Raw genomic sequence first — 26,510 nt, 5'->3', positions numbered from 1 at the left:
GGCGTGGAGGACGTGTTCGTCGGAACTGAGGCGGTGGCCAGTGGCGCACTGACTCGCGGGCAATTGCGCTGGAGTTACCGGCGCATGTTCCCAGACGTCTACAGCACCAATGCCGCAGAGCCGCAGCTGCCGCAGCGCATCCTCGGCGCCTGGCTCTGGTCGAAACGGCAAGGCGTGATCGCCGGCGCCGCCGCCGCCGTGCTGCATGGCGCGCGACCCGTGAACCAAGGGGTGGACGTCGAATTGATCTGGCGCTGCAGCCGACCGCCGCACGGGATACGGGTCCGCAACGAGCGGATCGAAGCCGATGAAATTACCGAGATCGACGGGCTGCCCGTCACCAGGCTCGAACGCACCGCATTGGACCTCGCGCGTCATGCCCCGCGCGATTCCGCTGTCGTCCACCTCGACGCACTTGCCCGCGCGACCGGGTTAACGGCGTCTGAAGTAGAACCGTTGCTGAACCGCTACCGCGGCAGCCGCGCGATCTGGCATGCGATCGAAGCGGTGTCGCTGATGGACGGCGGATCCAGTTCACCGAGAGAGACGTTGACTCGCCTCGCCCTGTCCGATGCCGGGTTCCCAGCGCCCAAAACGGATTTCACGGTGACCGATGGTGGCGGTTCCACACGTGTAGCGATGGGCTACGACGCGCCGATGGTCGGTGTGGTCTTTGGTGAAGACAGCTCGGGGATGCAGGAGAAGGCCGGATGGAGATTGATTTCTGCGGCCGATGCAACGCCACCGGCCATCATGTGCAAGGTGCGGATGACCGTCACCGAACGCGGGTATCCGTTGTGGAGGTTGCAGCGGCTGTCGCGGGTCTAGAGCGGGTCGCGGCCCGCCGGGCACGACATGCATCGCGGGCCGCCGCGGCCGGTGCCCAGTTCGAATGCCTCGATCGGCAGCACCTCGATGCCCGCATCGGCAAGGCGCGCATTGGTTTCGACGTTGCGCTCGTATGCGACCACCACTCCGGGGGCCAACGCGAGCGTGTTGTTTCCGTCGTCCCACTGCTCGCGCTCGGCCGTCACCGGATCGAGTCCCGTCGCGATGACTCGCAGCCTGTCGATACCCATCGCCGTCGCAGCGGCCTGCACAAACGGCACCTCGTCGTCGATGCGCACGCCACCGCTGCCGTCGCGGTGAATCGTGAACGCCGACAGCGAATCCACCACCGGTGGGTACATCACCACCGCATCGACGTCGACCATCGTGCAGACCGTGTCGAGGTGCATCTGCGCGCGCCCCTGCGCGATCGGCACCGCCAGCACCGTATGGGCGAGATCGTCGTCGAACAGGCTGCGCGCCAATGCCTCCGCCCCGGCGGGCGTGGTCCGCTCGCCCACCCCGACCGCAACGACACCCGGTGCGAGCAGCAACACGTCACCGCCTTCGACGGGCGCCGACCGCGACTCGTAGGCCCGCCGCACACCGAGGAACCGCGGATGGTGCGCGTAGATCACGTCGGTCAGCGACGTCTCCCGCACTCGCGCCGGCAGCGCCAGCGATGTGATCGCCACCCGCGGACCGATCCAGAACGACGAGTCGCGGGTGAACAACAGGTTCGGCAACGGGTCGATGACGAAGTCGGCACCGTGGTGCATCCGGCGCACCAGCGACAACTCGGCTCCCGATAGGGGCAACTCGTTGAACGTCATGCCTGCCATCAGCACGCGGGCCAGCGGCGCCGGCTCCAGCGACCGCAGGTACGTCGAAAGTTCCTGTGCCAGAGGTAGACCCAGCCGTCGCGGATCGACCGCCGCGGCGATGCCGTGCATCCGAGCCGCGCCACTGTGTGACAGCGCTTCGGTCAGCAGGTCCGCCAGCAGCAGCACCTCGACCCCGCGGTCGGCCAGCAGCGCGGCGAACGCGTCGTGCTCCTGCTGCGCCCGCGCCACCCAGGGCAGTCCGTCGAACAGCAAGGCGTCGTTGTTGCGGGGCGTCAACCGCTGCAGTTCGGCCCCGGGCCGGTGCAGGATGACCGCGCGCAGTCGCCCGACCTCGGAGTCGCAGCCCAGCGTCACATCTAGCACCGTAACCCGCGAGGTCACCTCAACTATGGTTGATGTTATGGAGTTGATTCACGAGCTGACTCCCGGCGAGATGTCGGCTCGCAGCGGTGTTGCGGTCTCGGCACTGCACTTCTACGAGCGCGAAGGCCTCATCCACAGCCGGCGCACGACCGGCAACCAGCGCCGCTACGCCCGGGAGACGTTGCGGCGGGTCGCGTTCATCCGGATGTCGCAACGGCTCGGCATTCCGCTGTCCCGCATCCGCGAAGCGCTGGCCACCCTGCCCACCGACCGGGTGCCGACAAGCAAGGACTGGGCGAAACTGTCGGCGGGCTGGCGGCAGGATCTCGACGAGCGCATCCTGCATCTGCAGCGCCTGCGGGACAACCTCGCCGGCTGCATCGGCTGTGGCTGCCTGAGCCTGAAGACCTGCGCGCTCACCAACCCCGGAGACATGCTCGCCAACCAGGGGCCGGGCGCGGTGCGGCTGTGACTCGAAGTCGAACGTCTGTGCGATAGAATTGCGGACATGGAGCTGGCTCTGCAGAGCTCGCTGTTCGAGCACGCCGAACGCCGCCATCTGGGCAATGGCGCCTGGATCGACTTCCGCTCCGGGTGGCTGGACGAAGCCGACGCGCTGTTCGAGGAACTGTCCGACGTCGTCCCCTGGCGCGCCGAGCGCAGGCCGATGTACGACCGGGTCGTCGACGTGCCGCGGCTGGTCTGCTTCGTGAACCTCGTCGACGAGCCGCCGCCGCATCCGCGTCTCAAGCAGCTCCGCCGTCGGCTCAACGACGCCTACGCCGGTGAACTCGGCGAACCGTTCACCACCGCAGGGCTGTGTCTGTACCGCGACGGCAACGACAGCGTCGCCTGGCACGGCGACACCATCGGGCGCAGCAGCACCGAGGACACCATGGTCGCGATAGTGGGGCTCGGCGCCACAAGGACTTTCGCGTTGCGCCCTCGTGGCGGCGGCAAATCGCTGCGTCTGCAGCACCGGCACGGTGACCTGCTCGTCATGGGCGGGTCGTGTCAACGCACCTGGGAGCACGCCATTCCGAAGACGGCACGACCCGTCGGCCCGCGCATCAGCATCCAGTTCCGTCCGCATGACGTGCGCTAGGACCGGACCGCCTTCACCGCGGCGACCAGCAGGTCGCGGGCGCGTTGAGTGTCGACCTTCGCGACGGGCTTGTCGGGCAGCACCAACGGGTTAGCGGTGACGATCACCAGGAAGGAACCGAAACTGGCGAGGTAGTTGTAGAGCTCACCGGTGCGGGGCTTGCCGTCCGCGATTGTCTGCACGACGCGGTGGGTGCCCAACGTCTGGACACCCTCGATCTGCGGCGCCTCGACGACCTCGACCAGACCGCGCACCGCGCCGCCGGCGAAGCCGACCTTGCGGCAGTTGTCGGCCGGCGGATTGACCGAAGCGGCCTCCGAGGTCTCGACCGCGATCGCGATGAACCGGTTGCCCTCACCCTCGGCCGTGGTCGCCGCCATGTTGCCCCTGGCGCCTTCGGGCACCATCTGCTGATTCGCGAACGAGGAGCAGTCGGGCGGTTCGAACTTCATACCCGGCGGCAGCGCTTGTCGGCCGAGCAGCCGCGGGTCGATGCCGGTCGGCCCGACGTCGGTGACCGTGAAACCGGGTCCGAAGCTTGCCCGAACGTCCTTGACGCGGACGATGTCGGCGCGCGACAGATCGTCGGCCGATTGGCCGGTCGCACACGCGGTGAGCAGGCCGGCGCATGCGAACACCAGCATCGGGCTCTTCGACATCGCCGCACAGGCTACCCGGGGATGCGGCCTCAACCCCGTAACGCGGACACCGTTTCCCTCATCAAGGTGGCGGCGAAGGCCGAGCCGAGTTGCGGGTTCGGCGAACCGGGGTCGGTGACGACCGCGACGAATGCGACGTGGTCACCGAGGTACGCGGTGACAGTGTCGGCGTGCGAACGAGTTTCGGAACCGCCTTCGACGACGGTGGCGCTCGCCGTGGCCAACGCGACCGTCGGCGCGTCGTCGATGACCGGTGCGGGCCCGAGCGTGACAGTCCCCGTCGTGCGCCCGCCCGCAACGGTGAAGCGCCCGCATTCGTCGATTGTCACGGGGTCGACATGTCCTGCTGCGTCGGCGACAGCGGCGTAGACGATTCCGCCCGGCCCCGATGCCGACCAGCCGCTGGTGTTCGGGGCGCCGGCGGCGGGGTCGACCAGCGCAGCGCAGGTCGGCGGTTCGGTGCTCCACTGCGCGCCGTATCCCCATGCGGTGATCGGTCCGATCGGACCCTCGAGGTCGGAGACCTCGTAACCGGCGGGAAGCTCACTTCGGGCCCGCTCTATTCGGGCCGGGTTGATCTGCGGCGGCACGTCGGCAGACGGCACGTGATCCGGCGGATCCGACGGTGCGCCACAGGCGGCCGCGCAGATCGCCAGGACCGCCGCCACGGCGACGCCGCGACCGGTGATCGCCCGGTTACGCGGCGGCCTCCCCTTCGGACCCGTCGGCCGCGTCGTCGCCGGGATCCTTTTCCGTCTCGGTGGTAGGCGTGCCGTCGGCGTCGGGGTCGTCACTGGGCTCGGCCCCCGCCTTGTTCTGTGAATCAAACTGGATGGGGCCGCGCACCTTGGGATTGTCGGGTTTGGTGCGCACCTGAGGTGTTTCCGTCTCGAGGGGGTCGTCTTCAGCTTCCTCGTCGCCCGATTGATCAACGACCTCTTCCTCATCGACTGGAGTATCGACTGGAGTCTCATCCTCGTCGAGTGTCGTCTTTTCCTCGACCGTGTCGAGGGGCTTCTCCTCGACCGTGCCGAGGGGCTTCTCCTCGACCGTGTCGGCCGGCTTCTCGACGATGTCGAGCGGCTTGTCGCCGGCGGTATCGTGACCGAGCGCCTCTCCCGCGGGTTCGGGCTCGTCGACGGCCGGTTGGCCATCGTCGACAACCGTTCCGCCCATTTCGTCGTCGCCCTCAGCTGACCACGACATCGACATCCGCATGTCGCTCTCGTCGAGCGGCGGTGGCAGGTCCGGCCCGCCGACACCGAAGGGGCTGGTGGTCGGCTGCGTGCCCAGCGGGCGGAACGTCGGATCTCCGGCAATCTCGGCGAGCGCGTCGTCGATACCGGTCGGAATCGCCGCCACGAGATTGAGCGCCGTCTGGATCGGATTCCGGAACGGAAGCAGGCCCACTTTCGTCCCGACGCCGGGGTTGACGTCACGCGCGTACGCACCCTCGATCAGCACGCGAAGCGGCGCGTCCAGAAGCGTCAAGACCGGCGACGGGACCACACCCTCGAACGGCATCAAGATAGGCAGCCGCTTCGTCGGGTAGAGGTAGTAGTCGGTGTCGCCGTGGCTGCCCTGGTAGAGCGCATCGTCGAAGTCCGCGTTCTGCAGATCGCCGTGGAGGTAGTAATAGCCCGCGACGGCGTTGAGGATGGCCAGCACGTTGGTGAGGCTGGCAGGCGCATCACCGCCGAGACCGTCGTACTGCGCCGCGAGGTCGACCGTCGGCATACACGGCCCGCCCGCCTGCTCGCAGGTGTTCGTCGGGGTCGCGCCGTGGAAGGTCACGCCGAGGATCGGAATCGTCAGTCCTTCGGGTCCTCGCGCCAGGATGCCGCCGTTGGGCCGCATCGGGTTGGCCAGCAGAAAGAACGACGTCTCCCCCGGGTCCTCCCCAGCCCTCGGAGTGGTGATCAAGCCCCGCTTCACCAGGGACGCGACCACGGCGCTTTGCGAGTAGCCGAAGATGACGTAGTCCTCATCCGCAGGAGGCGCCGGAAGCGTCGGCGGGGGCGTCGGCAGATTCGGGTCGACGCTGTAACTGGCGTCCTCGTTGTAGACACAGGACGCCCCTCCGCGAACGCAACCGTCCAGGCTCAGCACACCCTCGCGGACGGAGGCGTCGAAGGTCTTGGTGCCGAACACAGGAAAGAACTGAGCGGGATAGACGACGGCATAGACGTTGCGGTCGACGTCGTCGATCGGCGGGTGCCCGGGACCGGTGGGCGAGCCAGCCGCCGGATTGATGAAGAAGGTGACGGCGTCGTCCAAGTACTCGCTGATGAAGGCCGGGTCATCGGGCGGGGAGCTCAACGGGTGTTCTGTTCCGCCCATGATCAGCGCGCTCGCTGCCAACTGCACCGCGGTCGCGGCCGTCCACGCGACGACCAGGACGATGGCCGCGAGCACAGCCAGGCACATCGCACCAAGCGAACGCAGCGCTGTCTTCATTCGCGCACCATCGGACGACATCGCGCGTTCCCCTTCCGACACCACGGCCGTTGCCCCCACACAGTCTGCAGACAGCTAACCATCTCGGACTGTCTCAGCAAAGTTTTTCCGGAGGTTTGCCGCCGGGAAGCGGCTGCCGAATGGAGTTTGCCTGCATGCGATGGATGGCGCCCGTAGGCTACGGCGCAGATCAAACCGTTGGAGGAGCGAATGAGCAGTTCGATGCGGGCCGGAATCATCGCGGTTGCGGCCGTCGCACTCGGCCTCGGGCTGGCCGGATGTGGATCGGACACCAAGAGCGAGTCGGCGACGACCTCGGAGGAAACCGGCACATCGGCTGCCGGCACGACGGAGGCTTCGGCCGCCCCGCCGCCCGGGTCGGCGAAGGCCACGGGCGCGAACTACACGATCGTCGAGTACATCCGGGACAACGGGATCATCGAAACCCCCGTCAGACGCGGCGATCCCGGTGCGCCGACCATCGATCTGCCGTTTCCCCCCGGCTGGAGTGATGCCGGCCCCCGTGCACCCGAATGGGCATACGGCGCAATCATTTCCGATGACCCCGCAATGGCACAGGATCCCCCGACCGTCATCGCGTTGGTGTCGAAATTGACCGGCAACGTCGACCCGGCCAAGATCCTCGAATTCGCCCCGAACGAGATCAAGAACCTGCCCGAATATGAAGGGGCCGAGGAAGGTTCGCCATCCACCCTCTCCGGCTTCGAGGCGGTGCAGATCGGCGGCACGTACACCAAGGACGGTGTCTTGCGGGCGATCGCTCAGAAGACGGTCGTGATACCCGGTCAGGGCGGGCTGTTCGTCCTACAACTCAACGCCGACGGCCGCGAGGACCAGATGGGCGCGCTGATGGATGCCACGTCGGTCATCGACGAGCAGACCACCATCACGCCCTGACTCAGGCGCGTGACACCGCGGAGGCGGCCATGATCTGTTCGTCGGTCGGCCGTATGCCGGTGTAGCGCTCGAACTGCTCGGCGGCCTGCAGTGCGATCACCTCCGCGCCGGTGATCACCGCGACACCCGCCTTGCGCGCCGCCTTGATGAGCGGTGTCTCGGAGGGCATCGCGACCACATCGAAGACGTGGTGCGCCTTGGCGATCGCGGCGTCGTCGAAGGGCTTCTCGCTCGCCTCGGGCGCACCGGCCATTCCGATCGGCGTGACGTTGACGAGTACGTCGGCGTCGCGCGAGCCGATGTCGGCGACGTAGTCGTAGCCCAGACGGTCGGCCAGCGAACGACCGGTCTCGGCATTTCTCGCCGCGATCGTGCCGTGGACGAATCCCAGGTCGCGGAATGCGGCGCCGACGGCACTGGCCATCCCGCCGCTGCCGTAAATGAGCATCGACTGTGCCGGCTGCAGCCCGTTCTCGGCGATGAGGCGTTGCACCGCAAGGTAGTCGGTGTTCGATGCGGTGAGCCTGCCGCCGGGCACGGACAGGTCGTTGACGATCGTGTTGACGGCGCGGATCGACTGGGCCGACTGTTCGACCTCGTCGACGAGCGCCAGCACGTCTTGTTTGAACGGCATCGAAACCGAACAGCCGCGGATACCGAGCGCCCGCACACCCCCGATCGCTGCTGCGATATCCGTTGTGGTGCACGCCTTGTAGATGAAGTCGAGCCCGAGAAGGTCGTACAGGTAGTTGTGGAACCGGGTCCCGATGTTGGTCGGTCGGCCCGATAGCGAGATGCACAGTCGGGTGTCCTTTGACAACGGCACGCGCATCAGCCGACCGCCCGCACGACCTGAGACGCCGCGCCGCGGATCTGTTTGGTCAGCTCGGCCGAGAACGGCGGGTTGGGCGGGCGCGGTACCTCGATGGTGGTGGTGACCACCCCGAGGTCGTCGCGCTGCCAGTGCGCGCCGAAGCGGGTCAGGATGCTGCGCATGGGATAGTTGTCGGAGAGCACACGCGCGGTGAATCGTTGCACGCCATGGAAATTCGCGGCGATCGCGAGCGCCCCCATGAGGAGCGTTCCGACGCCTTTGTTCTGATAGGCGTCGGCGACGATGAATGCCACCTCGGCAACGGCGAGATCCTTCTCGTCACGCACGAAGCGCCCGTCCGCGACGACCGGGCCGTCGGGACCGTCGGTCATCACCCAGACGAAGTGGTGGTCGTAGTCGACCTCGAACAGATAGCGCATCAGCGACTTGCTCGGAACACGAACCGATTGAAACCGTCGGTACAGCGTCTCGCTGGAGAATTCGACGGGGCCTTTCGAAGTGCGTTCGTTGTCACCGGGCAATACCGGCCGCAACCACAGCTTGGTTTCGTCCCGTAGCCGGATCGGGATGGGGTTGACATAGGCGGCGAGACGCTGTCGGGCGGTGCTCAGCAGCCGGTCGAGCATGCCCGGGATCTCGAGCAGCGTGGCGAACGCTTCACGTCCCCCCACCCATCCGCGCACGGGCTGGGTGGCGATGACGGTCGCGGTGCGCGCCGTGTCACGCAGCAGCGCGATCTCGCCGACGATCATCCCCGCCGTCAGCTTGGCGACGGTGTCGTGCCCGTCGTCTCCGACGTGCGTGACCTCGGCCTCGCCGGAGCCGATCAGCAGGAAGGACACCGCGAGTTCGCCTTGATGCATGAGCACCTGCCCCGCGGCGGCGTTGAGCGGACTCAGTTGGGCCGCCAGCGGAACCAGGGCCTCGGCCCGATAGCCACCGAAAACTTCCAACGCGGTGAGTTCATCGGCGCGGACGCCGGTCGGACCGGCCACGATCTGAGGCTACGGGCTGATCGTCGCGTCGGGCAAGGAAGGGCGCCGCTCGGCGGATGTGGAGCGGGCCGGCCGTGGTACTTCGCCACCCGCCGGAAGACAAGTCGCTACATGATGTGCTGCATCGATGTCGTCCACGGCCGCCCGCGCGTCACAGGATATCACAACATCTGAACAGGTAGACAGGTATAGATTGCCGCCATAGGCTACGACTGCAGATCAGAAAGGAAGCCCAATGGCCGAGTACACCCTGCCTGACCTTGACTACGACTACGGCGCCCTGGAGCCGCATATCTCGGGGCAGATCAACGAGATTCACCACAGCAAGCACCACGCCACCTATGTCAAGGGTGTCAACGACGCGATCGCCAAGCTCGAGGAAGCGCGCGCCAACGGCGACCATGCGGCGATCTTCCTCAACGAGAAGAACCTCGCTTTTCACCTCGGTGGGCACGTCAACCACACGATCTGGTGGAAGAACCTCTCGCCGAACGGCGGCGACAAGCCGACCGGCGAACTCGGTGCCGCGATCGACGACCAGTTCGGGTCGTTCGACAAGTTCCAGGCGCAGTTCGCGGCGGCGGCCAACGGGTTGCAGGGCTCGGGGTGGGCGGTGCTCGGTTACGACACCCTGGGTCAGCGGTTGCTCACCTTTCAGCTCTACGACCAGCAGGCCAACGTGCCGCTGGGCATCATTCCGCTGCTCCAGGTCGACATGTGGGAGCACGCGTACTACCTGCAGTACAAGAACGTGAAGGCCGACTACGTCAAGGCGTTCTGGAACGTCGTGAACTGGGAGGACGTGCAGAACCGCTTCGCCGCGGCCACCAGTCGAGCAACGGGGCTGATCTTCTAGTCTCTAACCGGACGGCCGGGGCGGCCGATCCGGACCCGACGGAGGCGCGCGCCGATGAGTGACGATCAGTTCAGCACGCACACACAGCTTTTCGACCTCACCGGCAAGCGAGCCCTGGTCACGGGCGGCACCAGAGGCGTCGGCGCGATGATGACGCGGGGCCTGCTGCAGGCGGGCGCCCGCGTTGTGATCAGCTCCCGCAAGGCCGAGGGTTGCCAACAGGCCGAAGCTGCGCTGTCGAGATACGGCGAGGTGCGTGCCGTGCCCGCCGACCTCTCGCGGCACGACGAGTGCCTGCGGTTGGCCGAAGAGGTCACCGGCGACGGCGAACCGTTGCACATCCTGGTCAACAACGCCGGTGCGACCTGGGGTGAGCCACTCGAAAGCTTCCCGGATTCGGCGTGGGACAAGGTGCTCGACCTGAACGTCAAGTCGCCGTTCTGGCTCGTCCAGGCGCTGCTGCCGGCCCTTCGCCTCGCGGGCACCGCGGACGATCCCGCCCGGATCGTCAACGTCGGCAGCATCGACGGCATCCGAGTCCCGCAGTTGCCGACCTACTCCTACAGCAGTAGCAAGGCGGCCGTTCATCAGCTCACCCGGGTGCTCGCCCGCGAGCTCGGCCCGCAGCACATCACCGTGAATGCCGTTGCGCCAGGGCCGTTTCCGTCGAAGATGATGGCGGCGACGCTCGACGCATACGGTGACCAGATCGCGGCGTCGGCACCGCTGCGCCGGATAGGACGCGACGACGACATGGCCGGGATCGCAGTGTTCTTGGCGAGCCGCGCGGGCGCGTACGTGACGGGCGCGATCATCCCGGTCGACGGCGGGATCGCGACGACCGCGTAGCTCAGCCCGCGAGCACCGGACCACCACCTCTAAGCGGTCGAGTCGCTGGCACCCATCCGGAGATGCTCGATGTGGTAGATCGCCTCGTCGAGCAACTGGGCGACGTGATTGTCGTAGAGGCGGTAAACGATGTTGCGGCCGCTTCGGTCGCCCGCTACCAGGCCGAGCGCCCGGAGCAGTCGCAACTGGTTGGAGACTGCGGGTTGTTCCATACCCACAGCGGTGGACAATTCGCCGACCGAACAGGGTGACTGCCGTAGGCGCGTGAGAATCATGAGCCGGTTGGGCGAGGCGAGCGCCTGCAGCGTCTCGGCGACTTTGACAGCCGAGGCCGAATCAAGAGTCGCCGGAGGCGCAGCTCTGCCTTGGACGCCGTGTCCCATCGCTCAATTGAAGCACGGCCGCGCCGGCCATATGACATATGTAGACCTCTACATGTATACATATCGATGTGATGTCGATTCGGCTCGCTGTGCCGAGAGCCACCGTCCAGGGCCAGCCGCCGCCCGGCGCACGCCGGCGACCGATTTTTCCGATGCTGTGGTCCGTCGCGTCAATGCGGTGGGCAGCACTCGCGCTGGGCTTGTTCGTGGCGGGGCTGGCCGCGCAGTTGCTCGATGCACCTTCGCCGGTGTGGTGGACGCTCTACCTGGCGTGTTATGCGGCAGGCGGATGGACGCATGCGTGGGAGGGGTTACGAGCGCTCCGGTCCCGGACGCTCGACGTGGATCTCCTCATGGTGGTGGCCGCGATTGGCGCAGCCGGTATCGGGCAGGTCTTCGACGGCGCCTTGCTGATCGTCATTTTCGCGACCTCGGGCGCGCTGGAGGACGTGGCGACGAAGCGCACCGCGGATTCGGTCAAAGGCCTGCTGGATCTCGCGCCCGATCGGGCAACCCGCCTCGACGGCGACGGCGCCGGACGCTTGGTGGACGCTCAGGGCCTGCACGTTGGAGACATGGTGCTGGTTCGCCCCGGTGAGCGCGTGTCAGCCGATGGTGTCGTAGTCGGGGGCGCGTCGGATGTCGACCAGGCCTCGGTCACCGGAGAACCGCTGCCCGTCGGCAAATCGATGGACGACGAGGTTTTCGCAGGCACTCTCAACGGCACAGGGGTACTACGTATCCGCGTCACCCGCGACCCCTCCGATACCGTGGTCGCCCGCATCGTCGCGTTGGTCGCCGAGGCGTCGGCCACCAAAGCCAAGACTCAGTTGTTCATCGAGAAGGTCGAGCAACGCTATTCGGTTGGTGTCGTCGCGGCGACACTCGCGCTGTTCGCCATCCCTTTGACGTTCGGCGCTGACTTGCAGTCCGCGCTGCTGCGAGCGATGACCTTCATGATCGTTGCATCACCGTGCGCGGTTGTGCTGGCCACGATGCCGCCGCTGCTGTCGGCCATCGCCAACGCCGGGCGGCACGGTGTACTCGTGAAATCGGCCGTGGCCATGGAACACCTCGCGGACACGAGTGTCGTCGCCGTCGACAAGACCGGAACGCTGACCACAGGTATCCCGCGGCTTTCCAAAGCCGTATCGCTCGACGACCGGCTTGACGAAGACGACATCGTCAGAATGGCCGCCGCCGCAGAGCAATTCAGCGAACACCCGCTTGGTCGAGCCATTCTGTCCGCCGCCATCGAACGCGACCTCGTCATACCGGCCGCCGCCGACTTCCGTTCGTCACCAGGCCGCGGCGTCCGCGCGACCGTTGACGGCCAAGTCGTCGAGGTCCGCAGCCCGCGCGCGCTCGATTCCACAGCGCACGCCGACATTGTGGTCACGTTGGAGAGCAACGGAGCCACCGCGGTGGTTGTAGTCCTCGACGGGCGCAGCGTCGGTGTGCTCGCGCTCGATGACACGACTCGACACGGCTCCGCGGCGGTCGTGCAAGCCATCGCCCGGATCACCGCGGCTCCCCCGGTCATGCTGACGGGAGACAACCACCGCGCGGCCGCACGACTCGGCGCGCAGATCGGAATCGACGACACTCGCGCCGAACTGCTGCCCGACGGCAAGGTCGCGGCAGTACGTGACCTGCAAGCCAGCGGACATCGCGTGCTGTACGTCGGCGACGGGGTCAATGACGCGCCGGCCATGGCAGCCTCGCATGCCTCGGTTGCCATGGGACGCAACGGAGCCGACCTGACGTTGGACACCGCCGATGCCGTCACGGTGCGGGATGACCTGGCCACGATCCCCGCCGTCGTGGCTCTGGCTCAGCGTGCGCGCCGCGTCGTCATCGCGAACCTCGCAATCGCAGCGACATTCATCTGTGTACTCGTCGCGTGGGATGTGCTCGGACACCTGCCGCTGCCGCTCGGCGTCGCCGGTCACGAGGGCTCGACAATCATCGTTGCGCTCAATGGATTACGACTGCTGAGTTCCCGCGCCTGGCGTCAGCCGTCGGCTACCTCCTCGTAGCGTCGGGTCTGCCCGCCGAAGCCGTGGCTACAATCCGGCCCCGGCAAGGTCCTGAGCGCGAATTACGCAACGCCGTTCTGGAAAGCCGGCAAGGACGCAGGCGGCCCGGCCACCGCCGAAAATGGTGGAGCTAAGGGGAATCGAACCCCTGACCTACTCGATGCGAACGAGTCGCGCTACCAACTGCGCCATAGCCCCTGGTACCGGTAGCAGGCTACCAGCCGTCGGATGGTCGCCGAAAATCGACGGCTTCGACCGGTCTACTGGCCCGCCGCCCGCGGCAGGTCGAAGTGGCGCGCGAACGGCGCATAGTCCAGATGCTCGAAGATCGGATCCTCGTCGTCGATCTCCAGCACCACCGACCCGGGTCGTCTCAGCCGCGACGGCACGACGTCGAACTCGCGGTCGTCGGTGTTCTCCACACCCAGCCGCGAGCGCGCGATGCGCTGGGCCCGCCTGCGGCGCAATCGCTCTTCGATCCGCGTCTGGCGGCGCAGATAGCCCAAGTACAGCACCGTGATCGCGCCGACCGCGCCACACAGCCACCACAGCCCGGAGCTCACCGTGTACGCCGCGACGGCCGAGCCCACCAACAGCACCCCCATCGCGGTCAGCATCCGCTTGCGGAACTTGTACTTGCGCTCGCTCACCGCGGCGGCCGTCTTCGACTCGTACCGGCGCTGCCGCGCCGCCGACAGCGAGTCGGCCATCCGCAGGTCGGCCTCCGACGGCGCCTCCAGACCCGACGAGTCGTCGTCGGTTTCGTACTCGTCCTGCGCTTCGTCGGCTTCAGGTTCGGGCGCGACGGCCTCTTCATCGGCTTCGTCGACGGCTTCCTCGCCGACGGCGTCCACGTCCTCGGCCGACTCATCGAATTGCAGTGTCAGCTCATTGTTTTCGTCCACTTGCCGGTCCGACTCGCCGACCGGCAGCGCGCCCGAGTCCTCCCCGACGACATCGACGTCGAGGTAGTCGGGTTCGGCGCTGTGCTCGCTCTCGACGACCGCGGCGCGCACCACCGAACGGCCCACGGGTTCCTCTTCGATCTCGTCATCGAGGTCGTCGTCGGAGGGCCGCCAGTCCGGATCGCTGGCGTGCCCCGCCGCGGGGCCGTGGCGCTTCAGCAGGCGCGCATTGCGCCCACTGTTGAGCACGCGCGTCGCCAGCGCGACGTCACTGGTTCGGCGCACGGTGTCGCGCTTGCTGATCAGCATCGGCACGAGCACGAAGAGCCAGAGGACGACGAGGGATATCCACAGAAGGGATTGGGGGATGCTTGGCATGTCGCCTGCTCCTTTCCCCGTAAAGGCTAGGTCTGTGACCTGCGCATCCGTGGGCGGCGCGCCGAGACAATTACACACCTGTAATTCGCGCATGACAAGCACCACCAGTAACAAATGTCACATTGGTAACAGCGGATGCGGCGAAACCCGCCGATGCTATGCCCAGCTCGCGCGGCCTTGGCGCACCAGCGCCGCGGCCGCCGACCCGTTCAGCTCCTCGATCGTGATCGCGACCAGCAGGTGGTCGCGCCAGGCGCCGTCGACCTCCAGATACCGGCGCAACAGCCCTTCCTCGCGAAAGCCGACCTTCGCCAGCACCGCGCGGCTCGCCGCGTTCTCCGGCCGCACGGTCGCTTCCACGCGGTGCAGTCGCACCGGACCGAAGCAGTGGTCCACGCCCAGCGCGAGCGCAGCGGTCGCGACCCCTCCGCCGTTGACCGCCTTGGCCACCCAGTACCCGATCCACGCGGACCGCAGCGCGCCGTGTGTGACATTGCCGATCGTCAGCTGCCCGCAGAACTGGCCGTCCAACTCGATCGTGTAGGGCAGCATCCGGCCTTTGCGAGCCTCCGACCGCAGCCCCGAACACACCGACGGCCACGACGTGATCGCGTGCCGCGTCGCCCAGTCCACGCCGGTGGCCGGTTCCCACCGCTCGAGGTGGGCGCGCTCGGCCAGCCGCAGGCGGCTCCACTGTGCGCCGTCACGCAGCCGGACCGGGCGCAACCGCACCACGCCAGCGGCCACCCGCAGCGGACCGGCAGGCTGCGGCCATCCAGGATGCAGGGAACTCGACCGCCACAGGTTCACGTCGACACGCCGGGCGGGTCAGCCGCGTTGAGCCAGGAATGCGACGTCGACGATCTCGCCGGTGCGGACCTGTTCGGCCTCGGTGGGCACGACGACCAGACAGTTCGCCTCGGCCAGCGTCGCCAGCAGGTGCGACGCGCCCGGCGCCCCGCCGAGCGCCTGCACCAGGTACTCGCCGGTGTCCTGATCCCGCATCAGCTGTCCGCGCAGATACCCCTTGCGCCCGGCCACCGACTCGATCGGCGACAGCGCACGGGCCTGCACGATCCGCCGGTGCGCCTGCCGCTTGCCCAGCGACAGCCGGATCAGCGGACGCACCATCACCTCGAACACCACCAGCGCGCTGACCGGGTTGGCGGGAAGCAGGAACACCGGCACGCCGTCGCGGCCGAGCTGACCGAACCCCTGCACCGAACCGGGGTGCATCGCGATGCGCGTCACCTCCATCTCGCCCAACTCGGCGAGCACCGAGCGGACCGCCTCGGCGGCCGCCCCGCCGACCGCGCCGGCGATCACCACGACCTCGGCGCGGTTGATCTGGCCCTCGACGACTTCACGCAGCCGCTTGGGATCGGTGTCGACGATGCCGACGCGGTTCACCTCCGCGCCGGCATCACGGCCCGCGGCCGCGAGCGCGTAGGAGTTGACGTCGTAGACCTGACCGTTGCCGGGAGTCCGGGAAATGTCGACGAGCTCACCGCCCACGCACATCACCGACAGCCGCGGTCGCGGATGCACCAACACACGTTCCCGGCCGACGGCGGCCAGCAGACCGACCTGCGCCGGACCGATGATCGTGCCCGCCCGCACCGCGACGTCGCCGGGTTGCACGTCGTCTCCGGTGCGACGCACGTAGGCGCCCGACCGCACCCCGCGCAGCACCCGTACCCGCGCATCGCCGCCGTCGGTCCAGCGCAACGGCAGCACCGCATCCGCGAGCGTCGGCATCGGGGCGCCGGTCTGCACACGCGCCGCCTGGCGCGGCTGCAACCGACTCGGCGTTCGGGCGCCTGCCTCGATGACGCCCATCACCGGCAGGCTGACCTCGCCGTCGGCGGGCTCTTCGCCGTCCCCGGTGTCGCCCACGCCGAGCACGTCGACGCTGCGGACCGCGTAACCGTCGATCGCGGCCTGGTCGAAACCGGGCAACGGCCGCTCGGTGACGACCTCCTCGGCGCACATCAAGCCCTGCGCTTCGGCGATCGCCACCCTGACCGGGCGCGGCGCCACCGCCGCAGCCGCCACCCGTGCCTGCTGTTCCTCGACCGAACGCACTGCACCCCTATCTATGCGTCAGGGCTCTCAGCAGTCGACCAGCCCCAATCGCTCCACCAACCACCGCCGGAGTTCCGGCCCGTAGTCGTCACGCTTCAATGCAAAGTCAACCGCAGCCTTGAGGTAGCCGCCGGGATTTCCGAGGTCGTGTCGATCACCGCGGTGCACGACCACGTGGACCGGGTGCCCCTCGTTGATGAGCAGCGCGACGGCGTCGGTCAACTGGATCTCACCGCCCGCACCGCGCGGAACCCGCCGCAGCGCATCGAAGATGGCCCGGTCCAGCACGTAGCGGCCGGCCGCCGCATAGGGCGACGGCGCATCCTCCGGCTTCGGTTTCTCGTACATGCCCTTGACCCGCAGGACGTTCGGATTGTTTGTGTCGGCGACGGGCTCGACGTCGAACACGCCGTAGGCGCTGATCTCGTCAACGGGCACCTCGATCGCACACAACACCGAACCGCCGCGTTTGGCACGGACTTTCGACATCGTCTCGAGGACGCCGGTCGGCAACACGAGGTCGTCGGGCAGCAGCACGGCGATCGCGTCCTCGTCGGGCGACAGCGAGGATTCCACGCAGCTGACCGCGTGGCCCAGGCCCAGCGGTTCGGCCTGCACCACCGATTCGACCTTGATCAGCGCGGGTGCCCGGCGGACCTTCTCCAGCATCGACTTCTTGCCGCGCGCTTCCAGCGTGCCCTCGAGCACCAGGTCCTGGACGAAGTGTGCGACGACCCCGTCCTTGCCCTCGGAGGTGACGATGACCAGACGCTCCGCGCCCGCCTCGGCGGCTTCCGCGGCGACGAGCTCGATGCCGGGGGTGTCGACGACGGGCAGCAGTTCTTTGGGAACCGTCTTGGTGGCGGGCAGGAACCGCGTGCCCAGTCCCGCCGCCGGAACCACCGCCGTGTACGGGATCGGTACCTCAGGCCTTGTCATCGTTCACACATTAACCTCCTTGGGCAGGTTGAACCTGTCGAGGCCGGGTGGTTAAGAGCAGTTGGCAAACGTTTCGGAAAGGATGCTGTGGGCGCGACGAAAGCGGATCTGCGGGCCGCGATCCTGTCGGCCCGCCGGGCAGTTTCCGCGCATGAGCACAACGCCGAAGCGGCTGCGCTGGCCGAGCATGCGACGACGCTCGCCGCGGCCGGTCAGACCGTCTGCGCCTACGTTCCCGTCGGGGCTGAGCCGGGATCACTCGAGCTGATCGATTCCTTGCAACGGCGCGGTGTTCGGGTGCTGTTGCCGGTGGCGCGACTCGACAGCACGGGCAGTCCACTGCGCCTGCAATGGGGTGAATACGTTCCCGGCGGGTTGCGGGTGGCGCGGTTCGGTCTTCGTGAGCCGGCCGAACCGTGGCTGACGGCCGAAGCGGTCGCGGATGCGACGACGCTGCTGGTACCGGCGCTCGCGGTCGACCGGCAGGGGGTACGGCTGGGCCGCGGCGCGGGTTTCTACGACCGGTCCCTGCCGTTGGCGTCGCCGTCGGCGCGGCTTGTTGCGGTCGTGCGCGACGACGAACTCGTCGACCGGCTACCCGCCGAACCCCACGACGTGTCGATGACCCACGCGCTCACCCCCCGGCTCGGGCTGGTGGCCCTCGGCAGGCCGGCCGGGCCGGGAATGAGCATCGCCACATAGCGGTTCTAGCACTTGACCCGGTAGAGTGCTAAGCAGTTTTGACCACCACGGAGGGTTTCGTGCCTACCTATTCCTATGCGTGCACCGAGTGTGACGACAGGTTCGATGCGATCCAGGCGTTCAGCGATGCCTCGCTGACCACCTGCCGCAAGTGCAACGGCCGCCTGCGCAAGCTCTTCGGCAACGTGGGAGTTGTGTTCAAGGGCAGCGGCTTCTACCGCACGGACAGCCGCGAATCCGGCAAGAGTTCGTCGAACGGGTCCGGTAGCAGCGGCGCCTCGGAGTCGAGCTCGTCGTCGGACCAGTCGAGCGCCGGTTCGTCGAGTTCGAGCGACTCCGGCAAGAGCTCGAGCTCGAGTTCTTCCAGCTCCCCCGCAGCGGCCGCCGCGTCGAGCTGACGCAGGGTTATCCACAGGCTGGCGTTCAGCTCCCCCACCGGCGTATCGCGCTGCCTAATTTGGCGGCATGGGGGACACACTCAATCCGTTGCCGATTCATCGGCTCACCGAGTTGCTACGGCCCGACTGGACTCGCACGGTCCTGGCCCGTCGGGTTGCCGCGGGCGGGCTGGTGGTGCTCGCCGCCGTCGCAGCGCTGCGCCCCGATCCTGACGACGAGCGCGTCGACGCCGTCGTGGCCGCACGCGACCTGAGCCCGGGCAGCGAACTGACCGCCGACGATGTCCGGCTCGAAAAGCTGAGTGCGGCAACCGTTCCCGATGGTGTGCAGACAGATGTCGCCGCCGTAGTCGGTGCAACGCTGGCCGGTCCGGCCCGCCGCGGCGAGGCGCTCACCGACGTCCGCATGCTGAGCCCCCGGCTCGCCGAAGCGACGGTGGGTCCGACGGCACGCATCGTGCCGCTGTCGCTCGACGAGACCGCGGTGCTCGACCTGATCCGCCCCGGCGACGTTGTCGACGTGCTGGCCGCCGGCCCCGAATCCGACCCTCGGCCAAGGGTTGTCGCGACCGACGCGGTCGTCGTGCTGGTGTCCGAAAAGCCCACGGGAGTGGGCGGCGGCACCGACCGGGTCATCCTGGTGGCGCTGCCCGCGCACGCGGCCAACGACGTGGCCGCCGCGACGTTGGTGCAGTCTGTCACGCTCACGCTGCACTGAGGGACGCCTGTACGGGCATTTCGCCCCTGGTCGGTGCCCACGCAACTAACGTGCCTAACTGTCGACCGAATACCACTGCAAGGAGGATCCGAGACAATGTTGAAGGGCTTCAAAGAATTCCTCGCCCGAGGCAACATCGTCGACCTGTCGGTCGCGGTGGTCATCGGCACCGCGTTCACCGGACTCGTCACCAAGTTCACCGACAGCATCATTCAACCCCTGATCAACCGCATCGGCGCCGGAGGCGAATCCGACTACGGCATACTGCGCATCGGCATCGGTGGCGGCCAGACCATCGACCTCAACGTGCTGCTGTCGGCGGCAATCAACTTCATCCTCGTCGCCGCCGTGGTGTACTTCCTCGTCGTCATGCCTTACAACCGGCTGCGCAAGAGGGGCGAGGTCGAGCAGGCGCAGGACACCGAACTGTCCCTGCTGACCGAGATCCGCAACATCCTCGCCGAGACCAACGGCTCGTCGTCGGGGGCGCACAGTGCGGGCCCCGGTACCGGCCCGGACCCCGACACCGCGAAGACGACCAGCGCCGACAAGTCCTGACGACAAGAAGACAGCCCCCGGAGGGATCCGGGGGCTGTCTTTGTTGCTCAGGGAGTCAGTTCATGTTCCACGGCTCGCCGTAGGTGGTGACGCTGTCGCCGGCCGAGGAGATCAGCCGCGCGAACGGACGCAACAACACCCCACCGGCGGCACCGGTCACCGTGCCGTGCGCATTGGACACCGCCACACCGCCATTGGCGCCCGCGACATCCACCGAGAACGTCGCGACCTCCTGAATGCCCGGACCGTTTCCGAGGTCGGCGCTGATCGATGCGCCCGGGAAGAAGTTCGGTGTGGTGAGGAAGCCGGTTGCCGGGTCGAGGTTCGGCGGCGCCTGGTCGAACAAAACGTTGGGGGTGGTGTAGCTGAAGTTGATGCCGACACCCAGCGACCACGGGAAGCCGATCTGATAGCCCAACTCCAGCGTGCCCTCGAAGTCGTCGGCACCCTCGCCGGCCACGATGTACTTCGCGCGGCCACTGTGGAACCACTCGCGCGTCAGCCGGTTGCGATCCAGGGGAAACACGCCGTTGAGGAACGTGTCCCACTGTTGGATCGTCAACGTCCGGTCCTGGCCGTCGACCAAACTCAACTCGTTATCCAGCCCCGCATGCGAGGTGCCCGTGCTCATGAACAACGACGCGACGGCGACCACCATCGCAATCAGCACCCGACTGAATACCTTCATGTTCTCCCTAGCGCTATCGATGCGCGCCCCCTGTGGGCCCGCAACTGTTGTCGGTCCGTGCCGGCGCTACCACCACCACGCGACGTATGAGCGCATGCGGAGCAAATCAGAGAACCCACACCGTGCTCGTACGTCTCGCTCACCGGTTGACACGAGGAACATAACGGCGCCGAAGGGAACCGGCAACGCGAGTGAGCGATCGAATTCCAGCGCGCAACACCGCGGAGGATCGATTGCTCAATTTGGATCGTCACGCGATTAACGCTTGCGACAAAGCGTTTCGGAACGGCGCCGTGCATGTCACAACGTGTCAGGCTGGCGTTTTCACCTCCGCCGGCGGCGGGCGGTCGAGTCCTGCAGCGCTACCGGCGAACATCGAGTGTGCGCGCGACGTTGCGGCCCGGTGACCGGCCGTGACCAAGATCACCAGCAAAGTAGTTTTGTTGTTTACCAACCGGCAACTTCACGGCCAACTCGCAGACGACAAAAAGACAGCCCCCGGAGGGATCCGGGGGCTGTCGTGTTGCTCAGGAAGTCAGTTCATGTTCCACGGCTCGCCGTATGTGGTGACGCTGTCGCCGGCCGAGGAGATCAGCCGCGCGAACGGACGCAACAACACCCCACCGGCGGCACCGGTCACCGTGCCGTGCGCATTGGACACCGCCACACCGCCATTGGCGCCCGCGACATCCACCGAGAACGTCGCGACCTCCTGGATACCGGGCCCGTTGCCCAGGTCGGCGCTGATCGATGCGCCCGGGAAGAAGTTCGGCGTGGTGAGGAAGCCCGCGCTGGGGTCGAGGTTGGGCGGCGCCTGGTCGAACAGGACGTTCGGGGTGGTGTAGCTGAAGTTGATGCCCACACCCAGCGACCACGGGAAGCCGATCTGATAGCCCAACTCCAGCGTGCCCTCGAACTCATCGGCCCCGGGGCCGGACACGATGTACTTCGCGCGGCCACTGTGGAACCACTCGCGCGTCAGCCGGTTGCGATCCAGGGGAAACACGCCGTTGAGGAACGTGTCCCACTGTTGGATCGTCAACGTCCGGTCCTGGCCGTCGACCAAACTCAGCTCGTTATCCAGCCCCGCATGCGAGGTGCCCGTGCTCACGAACAACGACGCGACAGCCGCCACCATCGCAATCACCACCCGACTGAATACCTTCATGTTCTCCCTAGCTTCGTCGGCGGTCAGCCGTGGGCTCACCGTGCTCTGTTGTTCGTGCGTGGCCCTACTGCTGCCCACACATGCTGCTCATCTCGGCACGAGGAAACTTAACGGTCGCGTACCAGCCCGGCAACGTGAGATCGCAGCAGGTGTACGGGACGTTACCGGCCCGCCGATATTTACTCTGGCGTCACCTAGCGGCGCTGTGACATGCGGTTACCTGGGCGTAACATCGGCGCCCGGCTCTGCGCCTTCGAGCGTCACGGCCGCTACTCGGCCGTCGACCGGCTGGGGAATGGCGTTGTGCCCGCAAGGTGTGTCAAAGATGGTGCGGCGGAAGGTTTTCCCGTAGCCAACGATCGCGTTCGGCTTCGTCGTCGGGCGACGGAGTATCGCGCTCGTCGGCCGAGAACTGCGGCAGAGCCTCTCCGAAAACGTCGTCGAGCGCGTCCCTGGCTCGCTTAGACGGTTCGGTCATATTTCGGCCCGATTGTGATGAAGATCACATTTATCGCAGGAGGCGCGCGCGACGGTCAGATTTCCAGGCTGGACAGTTCGCCGATGATCTGGACCGCCAACGGATTGAGCGTCGCCATGCCGTCGCGTACCGCTGCGCGGGAACCGGCGAGGTTGACCACGAGCGTGCTGCCGGAGATGCCGGCCAGCCCACGGGACACTCCGGCGTCGATCATGCCCGCGGACAACCCGGAGGCCCGTAGCGCCTCGGAGATGCCGAGCAATTCCCGGTCCAGGATGTCGCGGGTGGCCTCGGGGGTGACGTCGCGGGGCGTGACACCGGTGCCGCCGACTGACACCACCAGGTCCACCCCGCCGATCACCGCGGTGTTGAGCGCATTGCGGATCTCGACCTCGTCGGAGGAGACCACGACGACGCCGTCGACGACGAATCCCGCCTCGTTGAGCAACTCGGTGACCAGCGGACCGCTGTGGTCCTCCTCGTCACCGTGTGCGGTGCGGTCGTCGACCACGACCACCAGCGCGCGGCCCACCAACTCCCCTGGCTGTTCCATGAGTGCAACCGTATATGCGGGCTGCGACAGCGGCGCGGCCACTCTCAGCGGAATCGAGTCGGTCGGCGTCACTGCTGCGCCTTTCCGAGCGTGACCTGGACCGACTGCGTCCTACCCGACGGGTCCAGGTACGACAGCGTGACCTTGTCACCCGGCGCCCGGGACCGGATGGCCGCGACCAGCGCGTCGGCGCTGCTGATCACCCGGTCGTCGACCTTCGTGATCACCACGCCGCTCGGCAGGCCCGCCGCGGCGGCGGCGCCACCGTCGGTGACCTCGACGATCCGCGCACCGTCGATCGATGCGTCGTTGCCCACCTGCACGCCGAGTGAGGCGTGTGCGGCGGTGCCGTTCTTGATCAGCTCGTCGGCGATCCGTTTGGCCTGATCGACGGGGATCGCGAAACCGAGTCCGATCGAACCGCTCTGCGCCTGCGGTCCGGCGTCGGCACCCAACGTGGCGATCGCCGAGTTGATGCCGATCAGCTCGCCCTTCATGTTGACCAGCGCGCCCCCGGAGTTGCCGGGGTTGATCGCGGCGTCGGTCTGGATCGCGTCGAGCACGGTGTTCTGATTGCGAGCATCACCGCTCGCCGCGACCGGCCGGTTCAGCGCGCTGATGATGCCCGTGGTCACGGTGCCCTCCAGGCCGAGTGGCGAGCCGACGGCGATCACGTCCTGACCGACCCGCAGGTCCGCAGACGACCCGATGGCGATCGGGGTCAGATTAGATACCCCCTGCGCTTTCACCACAGCGATATCGCTGCTCGGGTCGGTGCCGACGACGCTGAACGAGGTGGTGCGACCGTTGGAGAAGGTGACCTTGGTCGGCCCGCCGCCAGGACCGCCGCCCGGGGCGGCCTGAGCCGCCGAGACCACGTGGTTGTTGGTCAGGATCAACCCGTCGGAGGACAGGATGACCCCGGAGCCCTCTTCGGACGCCCGGCCCATGTCGGTCTCGAGCTTCACCACACTGGGCACCACCTTCGCGGCGACCTGTTCGACGCTGCCCGCCGGGAGGCTGGCGGCGGGCACGCTCGGCGCGGCACCGCCGATCGCCGATGTCGCCGACTGTCCGTCGGGCTGCACCAGAAGCGCCACCCCGCCGCCGATGCCGGCCGAGACGACAGCTACTGCCACTGCACCGGCTGTCAAAGCGCCTGCGCGAGAACGCTTTTGCCGGGGCTGGCCGGGTAGCGGCTGTGGCGCACCGCGGTAGGGGTCGTAAGGCGCGCGGAACTGCTGCTGGGTCGCATGCTGTTGCGTCGCGTAACGCCAGTCATACGGCTGCTGCGGGTACATGCCGGGGCGCTGGGCGGCACCCGGGTAGCCGGGCGCCGCATGCTCAGGACCGATCGGCCGACGACCGGGCGGCGGGGGCGGCGGCGAGTACCTCGGGTGGTTCGTCATGTCGCTCGGGCTCTTCCTTCTCTTCTAGGGTCCGATATCTGCACAACGCTGGACGCATGGTCAACAGTGCCCAGTCGGGCTGAGAATCCACTTAGAGAACGTTCGGGACACACCCAATTCGTTCCCCCGTTCCCGCCGACGTCAATCATCGTCGACCGGGAGCCGCCACGGTGCTACTCGGCGGGCGCGTGTCGGGGAACGCTGCGCTCGGGGGGAACATCCAGCGTGGGTCGCCCCGGCAGTACGACGTGCACCGACGTGCCCGGTGGATTTCCGCCGGGCACGGTGTCCTCGATGCGCAGCGAACCACCGTGCTTCAGCACCACCTGTTTGACGATCGCCAACCCGAGGCCCGAGCCCGACATCGACCGCGCCGTCGTCGACCGGTAGAAGCGCTCGAACACCAGCGACCGCTCCTGCGGCGGGATGCCGGGGCCGAAGTCGGAGACCACCAACTCGGCATACATGGGATCGATCTGGTCCAGGCGCACCACCACGCGGCCGCCCGGCGGGCTCCACTTCGCGGCGTTGTCGAGCAGGTTGAGCACGGCGCGGCCCAACCCCGCCTCGTCGCCGTAGACCAGCCATGAAGTGGTCGTCGTCTCGAACTCGATGTCGTTGCGGCGGCGGCGAACTCGTTCCAGCGACCGGTCCACGATCTCCGCGACGTCGACCGATTCGTGCACGGTGACGCTCGCGTCGTCGCGCGTCAGGTCGACGAGATCGCCGACCAGCGTCGACAGTTCCTCGATCTGGGCGATCACGTCGGCGCGGAGATCCGCCATCTCTTCCTCCGGCAGCCGCGGCGCACCGGGGGCCATCGACGCCATCAGCAGTTCGACGTTGGTGCGCAACGACGTCAGCGGGGTGCGTAGTTCGTGGCCGGCATCGGTGACCAGGCGGGCTTGGCGTTCGCGGGATTCAGCCAGCGCACGCAGCATCATGTTGAACGCCTCGGTGAGGCGGGCGAGTTCGTCGCTGCCGAAGACCGGAATGGGCCGCAGGTCGTCGGTGCGCGCCACCCGCTCGGCGGCTTCGGTCAACCGTGCCACGGGGCGCAGTCCCGCCCGCGCGACGGCGCCACCGGCGATGGCCGCCACCGCAACCCCGACTCCGCCGACGATGATCAGCACCGTGCTGAGGCGTCGGAGCAGTTGTGCGGTGGGCACCATGCTCTTGGAGATGAGCAGCGAGCTGTCGTTGGGCAAGTGCATCGCCAGCACCCGCTGATGATTGGCCGTGCGCAGCGACATGATCAGTTCTCCGCGCAGCACCGCCTTCTCGGGTTCGCCCAGCGGCAGCGTCTGCCCCTGTTGGTTGGCTGTGAAGATGGCCCGGCCGGGAATCACCAGCATCGCGTTGACGTCCGAGTAGGCGGTGCCCTCGATGGCCTTGCTCGGGTCGGCTTGCAGCGATCCGCTCTCGATCAACAGCCGGGCCCGGGTGCGTAGTTGGTTGTCGACGTCGTCGTAGAGGGCCCGCGACACCACCGCCCAGACGGCCACCGCCATCAGCACCACGACCATCGCCACCATCGACATCGCCAGCAGCATCACGCGCCACCGCAGCGACACCGAACTCGTTCTCGACTGCGGATAGCGCGAATCAGGTTGTGGGGCAAACCCGTTACTCGGTGCGGACATCAGGGAGGCGTTTCGCGAAGCACATAACCCACCCCGCGCACGGTGTGGATCAGTCGCGGCTCTCCTTCGGCTTCGGTCTTGCGGCGCAGGTAACCGACGTACACCTCGAGGGCGTTGCCGGAGGTCGGGAAGTCGAATCCCCACACCTCTTCGAGGATGCGACTGCGGGTCAGCACCCGGCGGGGGTTGGCGATGAGCATCTCGAGCAACGCGAACTCGGTGCGGGTCAGGCTGATCGGGCGTTGGCCCCGGGTGACCTCGCGGGTGACGGGGTCGAGCGAAAGATCGGAGAACGTCATCGCGGCCGACTCGGCGCCGTCGTCCTCGGGGCCGGTGCGACGCAGCAGCGCCCGCATGCGAGCCAGGAGTTCCTCGAGGGCGAACGGCTTCGGCAGGTAGTCGTCGGCGCCGGCGTCGAGGCCCGCGACGCGCTCGGAGACCGAGTCGCGCGCCGTCAACACCAGGATCGGCAGGTCGTCGCCGGTGCTGCGCAGCTGGCGACACACTTCGAGGCCGTCCAACCGCGGCATCATCACATCGAGCACCAGGGCGTCGGGCCGATCGCTGGCGATCAGGTCCAGTGCCTCGACGCCGTCCTGAGCCAGTTCGACGGAGTAACCGTTGAAGGAGAGGGAACGGCGCAGCGACTCGCGCACGGCGCGGTCATCATCAACGACAAGAATGCGCACAGCCACAGTGTCGACCCCCTATCTGAGAGTGACCTGAGAGGCGCGCCGCCGGCGGGGCCGGCAATGG

Annotated in this window: 29 protein-coding genes and 1 tRNA gene; 11 read left to right on the top strand and 19 right to left on the bottom strand. The window is 67.4% G+C overall.

Annotation, left to right across the window (positions count from 1 at the left end; all coding sequences use genetic code 11):
• Positions 1-3: 3 nt before the first annotated feature.
• Positions 4-828, top strand: coding sequence for a hypothetical protein (locus tag AU188_RS24215; protein WP_059166011.1), 825 nt, complete (start codon positions 4-6; stop codon positions 826-828).
• On the opposite strand, the gene arcA is transcribed toward AU188_RS24215, so the two are convergent.
• Positions 825-2,036 (bottom strand): arginine deiminase, encoded by a 1,212-nt coding sequence (gene arcA, locus AU188_RS24210; RefSeq protein ID WP_059166010.1) that lies wholly within the window; start codon positions 2,034-2,036, stop codon positions 825-827. The two genes, AU188_RS24215 and arcA, sit on opposite strands and share 4 nt — an antisense overlap.
• Positions 2,037-2,073: 37 nt before the next feature.
• Between arcA and soxR the strand changes: the two genes are divergently transcribed.
• Entirely contained in the window at positions 2,074-2,508 is a 435-nt protein-coding gene (gene soxR / locus AU188_RS24205) for a redox-sensitive transcriptional activator SoxR (protein WP_059098080.1), read from the top strand.
• A gap of 36 nt (positions 2,509-2,544) precedes the next feature.
• Positions 2,545-3,141 (top strand): alpha-ketoglutarate-dependent dioxygenase AlkB family protein, encoded by a 597-nt coding sequence (locus AU188_RS24200; protein WP_059166009.1) that lies wholly within the window; start codon positions 2,545-2,547, stop codon positions 3,139-3,141.
• On the opposite strand, the gene AU188_RS24195 is transcribed toward AU188_RS24200, so the two are convergent.
• The 3 genes from AU188_RS24195 to AU188_RS24185 are packed head-to-tail and all read right to left on the bottom strand — an operon-like array spanning position 3,138 to position 6,257.
• Positions 3,138-3,800: a DUF5642 family protein gene (locus AU188_RS24195; RefSeq protein ID WP_059166008.1), complete on the bottom strand. Its 663-nt coding sequence runs from the start codon at positions 3,798-3,800 to the stop codon at positions 3,138-3,140. The two genes, AU188_RS24200 and AU188_RS24195, sit on opposite strands and share 4 nt — an antisense overlap.
• A 29-nt stretch (positions 3,801-3,829) precedes the next feature.
• Positions 3,830-4,468 carry a DUF5642 family protein gene (locus tag AU188_RS24190; protein ID WP_172799585.1) on the bottom strand — a complete coding sequence of 213 codons (639 nt, stop codon included), beginning with the start codon at positions 4,466-4,468 and terminating at the stop codon, positions 3,830-3,832.
• A gap of 28 nt (positions 4,469-4,496) precedes the next feature.
• Positions 4,497-6,257, bottom strand: coding sequence for a PE-PPE domain-containing protein (locus AU188_RS24185; protein WP_059166007.1), 1,761 nt, complete (start codon positions 6,255-6,257; stop codon positions 4,497-4,499).
• A 210-nt stretch (positions 6,258-6,467) separates the two neighbouring features.
• Here AU188_RS24185 and lpqN point away from each other — a divergent pair, with 210 nt between their 5' ends.
• Positions 6,468-7,175, top strand: a complete 708-nt coding sequence (gene lpqN / locus AU188_RS24180) for an envelope biogenesis lipoprotein LpqN (RefSeq protein WP_059166006.1) — start codon at positions 6,468-6,470, stop codon at positions 7,173-7,175.
• Between the two features lies 1 nt (position 7,176).
• On the opposite strand, the gene AU188_RS24175 is transcribed toward lpqN, so the two are convergent.
• Together AU188_RS24175 and pat are read right to left on the bottom strand one after the other, a co-directional pair.
• Positions 7,177-8,007 (bottom strand): shikimate 5-dehydrogenase, encoded by an 831-nt coding sequence (locus tag AU188_RS24175; protein ID WP_172799588.1) that lies wholly within the window; start codon positions 8,005-8,007, stop codon positions 7,177-7,179.
• A complete protein-coding gene (gene pat, locus AU188_RS24170; protein WP_059166004.1) occupies positions 8,007-9,005 on the bottom strand; it encodes an acetyltransferase Pat in 999 nt (332 codons plus the stop codon). Before pat ends, AU188_RS24175 begins: the two co-directional genes overlap by 1 nt.
• Before the next feature lie 235 nt (positions 9,006-9,240).
• Here pat and AU188_RS24165 point away from each other — a divergent pair, with 235 nt between their 5' ends.
• Positions 9,241-9,861, top strand: a complete 621-nt coding sequence (locus AU188_RS24165; RefSeq protein ID WP_059166003.1) for a superoxide dismutase — start codon at positions 9,241-9,243, stop codon at positions 9,859-9,861.
• Positions 9,862-9,915: 54 nt separating this feature from the next.
• A complete protein-coding gene (locus tag AU188_RS24160) occupies positions 9,916-10,710 on the top strand; it encodes an SDR family oxidoreductase (protein WP_059166002.1) in 795 nt (264 codons plus the stop codon).
• A 29-nt stretch (positions 10,711-10,739) separates the two neighbouring features.
• Here AU188_RS24160 and AU188_RS24155 read toward each other — a convergent pair whose 3' ends face one another.
• A complete protein-coding gene (locus AU188_RS24155) occupies positions 10,740-11,093 on the bottom strand; it encodes an ArsR/SmtB family transcription factor (RefSeq protein ID WP_059166001.1) in 354 nt (117 codons plus the stop codon).
• A gap of 71 nt (positions 11,094-11,164) precedes the next feature.
• Between AU188_RS24155 and AU188_RS24150 the strand changes: the two genes are divergently transcribed.
• A complete protein-coding gene (locus AU188_RS24150; protein WP_082686775.1) occupies positions 11,165-13,132 on the top strand; it encodes a heavy metal translocating P-type ATPase in 1,968 nt (655 codons plus the stop codon).
• A 122-nt stretch (positions 13,133-13,254) separates the two neighbouring features.
• Here AU188_RS24150 and AU188_RS24145 read toward each other — a convergent pair.
• The 5 genes from AU188_RS24145 to AU188_RS24125 form a co-directional block, all read right to left on the bottom strand.
• Positions 13,255-13,330, bottom strand: a tRNA-Ala gene (locus AU188_RS24145).
• Between the two features lie 62 nt (positions 13,331-13,392).
• Complete coding sequence (gene sepX, locus AU188_RS24140) at positions 13,393-14,415, bottom strand: divisome protein SepX/GlpR (RefSeq protein ID WP_059166000.1); 1,023 nt, start codon at positions 14,413-14,415, stop codon at positions 13,393-13,395.
• A gap of 156 nt (positions 14,416-14,571) precedes the next feature.
• Positions 14,572-15,225, bottom strand: a complete 654-nt coding sequence (locus AU188_RS24135) for a GNAT family N-acetyltransferase (protein ID WP_059165999.1) — start codon at positions 15,223-15,225, stop codon at positions 14,572-14,574.
• 18 nt (positions 15,226-15,243) lie between these two features.
• A complete protein-coding gene (glp, locus tag AU188_RS24130) occupies positions 15,244-16,500 on the bottom strand; it encodes a molybdotransferase-like divisome protein Glp (RefSeq protein WP_059165998.1) in 1,257 nt (418 codons plus the stop codon).
• Positions 16,501-16,527: 27 nt separating this feature from the next.
• Positions 16,528-17,439 carry a UTP--glucose-1-phosphate uridylyltransferase gene (locus tag AU188_RS24125; protein WP_059165997.1) on the bottom strand — a complete coding sequence of 304 codons (912 nt, stop codon included), beginning with the start codon at positions 17,437-17,439 and terminating at the stop codon, positions 16,528-16,530.
• 87 nt (positions 17,440-17,526) lie between these two features.
• Between AU188_RS24125 and AU188_RS24120 the strand changes: the two genes are divergently transcribed.
• The 4 genes from AU188_RS24120 (at position 17,527) to mscL (ending at position 19,815) form a co-directional block, all read left to right on the top strand.
• A complete protein-coding gene (locus AU188_RS24120) occupies positions 17,527-18,141 on the top strand; it encodes a 5-formyltetrahydrofolate cyclo-ligase (RefSeq protein ID WP_059165996.1) in 615 nt (204 codons plus the stop codon).
• 59 nt (positions 18,142-18,200) lie between these two features.
• Positions 18,201-18,539 (top strand): FmdB family zinc ribbon protein, encoded by a 339-nt coding sequence (locus AU188_RS25140; protein WP_082686785.1) that lies wholly within the window; start codon positions 18,201-18,203, stop codon positions 18,537-18,539.
• A 67-nt stretch (positions 18,540-18,606) separates the two neighbouring features.
• The gene (locus AU188_RS24110) at positions 18,607-19,257 is read left to right on the top strand and encodes an SAF domain-containing protein (RefSeq protein WP_059165994.1); all 651 of its coding nucleotides are present in this window, start codon (positions 18,607-18,609) and stop codon (positions 19,255-19,257) included.
• A 96-nt stretch (positions 19,258-19,353) separates the two neighbouring features.
• Positions 19,354-19,815 carry a large-conductance mechanosensitive channel protein MscL gene (mscL, locus tag AU188_RS24105; RefSeq protein ID WP_059165993.1) on the top strand — a complete coding sequence of 154 codons (462 nt, stop codon included), beginning with the start codon at positions 19,354-19,356 and terminating at the stop codon, positions 19,813-19,815.
• A gap of 55 nt (positions 19,816-19,870) precedes the next feature.
• Here the strand turns inward: mscL and mspA (AU188_RS24100) are convergent, their stop codons facing one another.
• The 7 genes from mspA (AU188_RS24100) to mprA all read right to left on the bottom strand — a co-directional run bounded on the left by mspA (AU188_RS24100) (position 19,871) and on the right by mprA (position 26,443).
• The gene (gene mspA, locus AU188_RS24100; protein ID WP_059165992.1) at positions 19,871-20,503 is read right to left on the bottom strand and encodes a porin MspA; all 633 of its coding nucleotides are present in this window, start codon (positions 20,501-20,503) and stop codon (positions 19,871-19,873) included.
• A 535-nt stretch (positions 20,504-21,038) separates the two neighbouring features.
• Positions 21,039-21,671 (bottom strand): porin MspA, encoded by a 633-nt coding sequence (gene mspA, locus AU188_RS24095; protein ID WP_059165991.1) that lies wholly within the window; start codon positions 21,669-21,671, stop codon positions 21,039-21,041.
• A 319-nt stretch (positions 21,672-21,990) separates the two neighbouring features.
• A complete protein-coding gene (locus AU188_RS25605; protein ID WP_172799587.1) occupies positions 21,991-22,149 on the bottom strand; it encodes a hypothetical protein in 159 nt (52 codons plus the stop codon).
• A gap of 55 nt (positions 22,150-22,204) precedes the next feature.
• Positions 22,205-22,750 (bottom strand): MogA/MoaB family molybdenum cofactor biosynthesis protein, encoded by a 546-nt coding sequence (locus AU188_RS24090; protein WP_172799595.1) that lies wholly within the window; start codon positions 22,748-22,750, stop codon positions 22,205-22,207.
• 20 nt (positions 22,751-22,770) lie between these two features.
• Positions 22,771-24,111 carry a S1C family serine protease gene (locus AU188_RS24085; RefSeq protein ID WP_059165990.1) on the bottom strand — a complete coding sequence of 447 codons (1,341 nt, stop codon included), beginning with the start codon at positions 24,109-24,111 and terminating at the stop codon, positions 22,771-22,773.
• Between the two features lie 173 nt (positions 24,112-24,284).
• On the bottom strand, positions 24,285-25,754 hold the full coding sequence (locus tag AU188_RS24080) for a HAMP domain-containing sensor histidine kinase (RefSeq protein ID WP_059165989.1): 1,470 nt from the start codon (positions 25,752-25,754) through the stop codon (positions 24,285-24,287).
• The gene (gene mprA / locus AU188_RS24075) at positions 25,754-26,443 is read right to left on the bottom strand and encodes a two-component system response regulator MprA (RefSeq protein ID WP_059165988.1); all 690 of its coding nucleotides are present in this window, start codon (positions 26,441-26,443) and stop codon (positions 25,754-25,756) included. Before mprA ends, AU188_RS24080 begins: the two co-directional genes overlap by 1 nt.
• Positions 26,444-26,510: the final 67 nt, after the last annotated feature.

The sequence above is a fragment of the Mycobacterium sp. IS-3022 genome, from assembly GCF_001500065.1.
In the GTDB taxonomy this organism is placed as follows: domain Bacteria; phylum Actinomycetota; class Actinomycetes; order Mycobacteriales; family Mycobacteriaceae; genus Mycobacterium.
The sequence above is the reverse complement of the archived record's forward strand: the minus strand, read 5'-3'. Positions and strand labels throughout refer to the sequence as shown.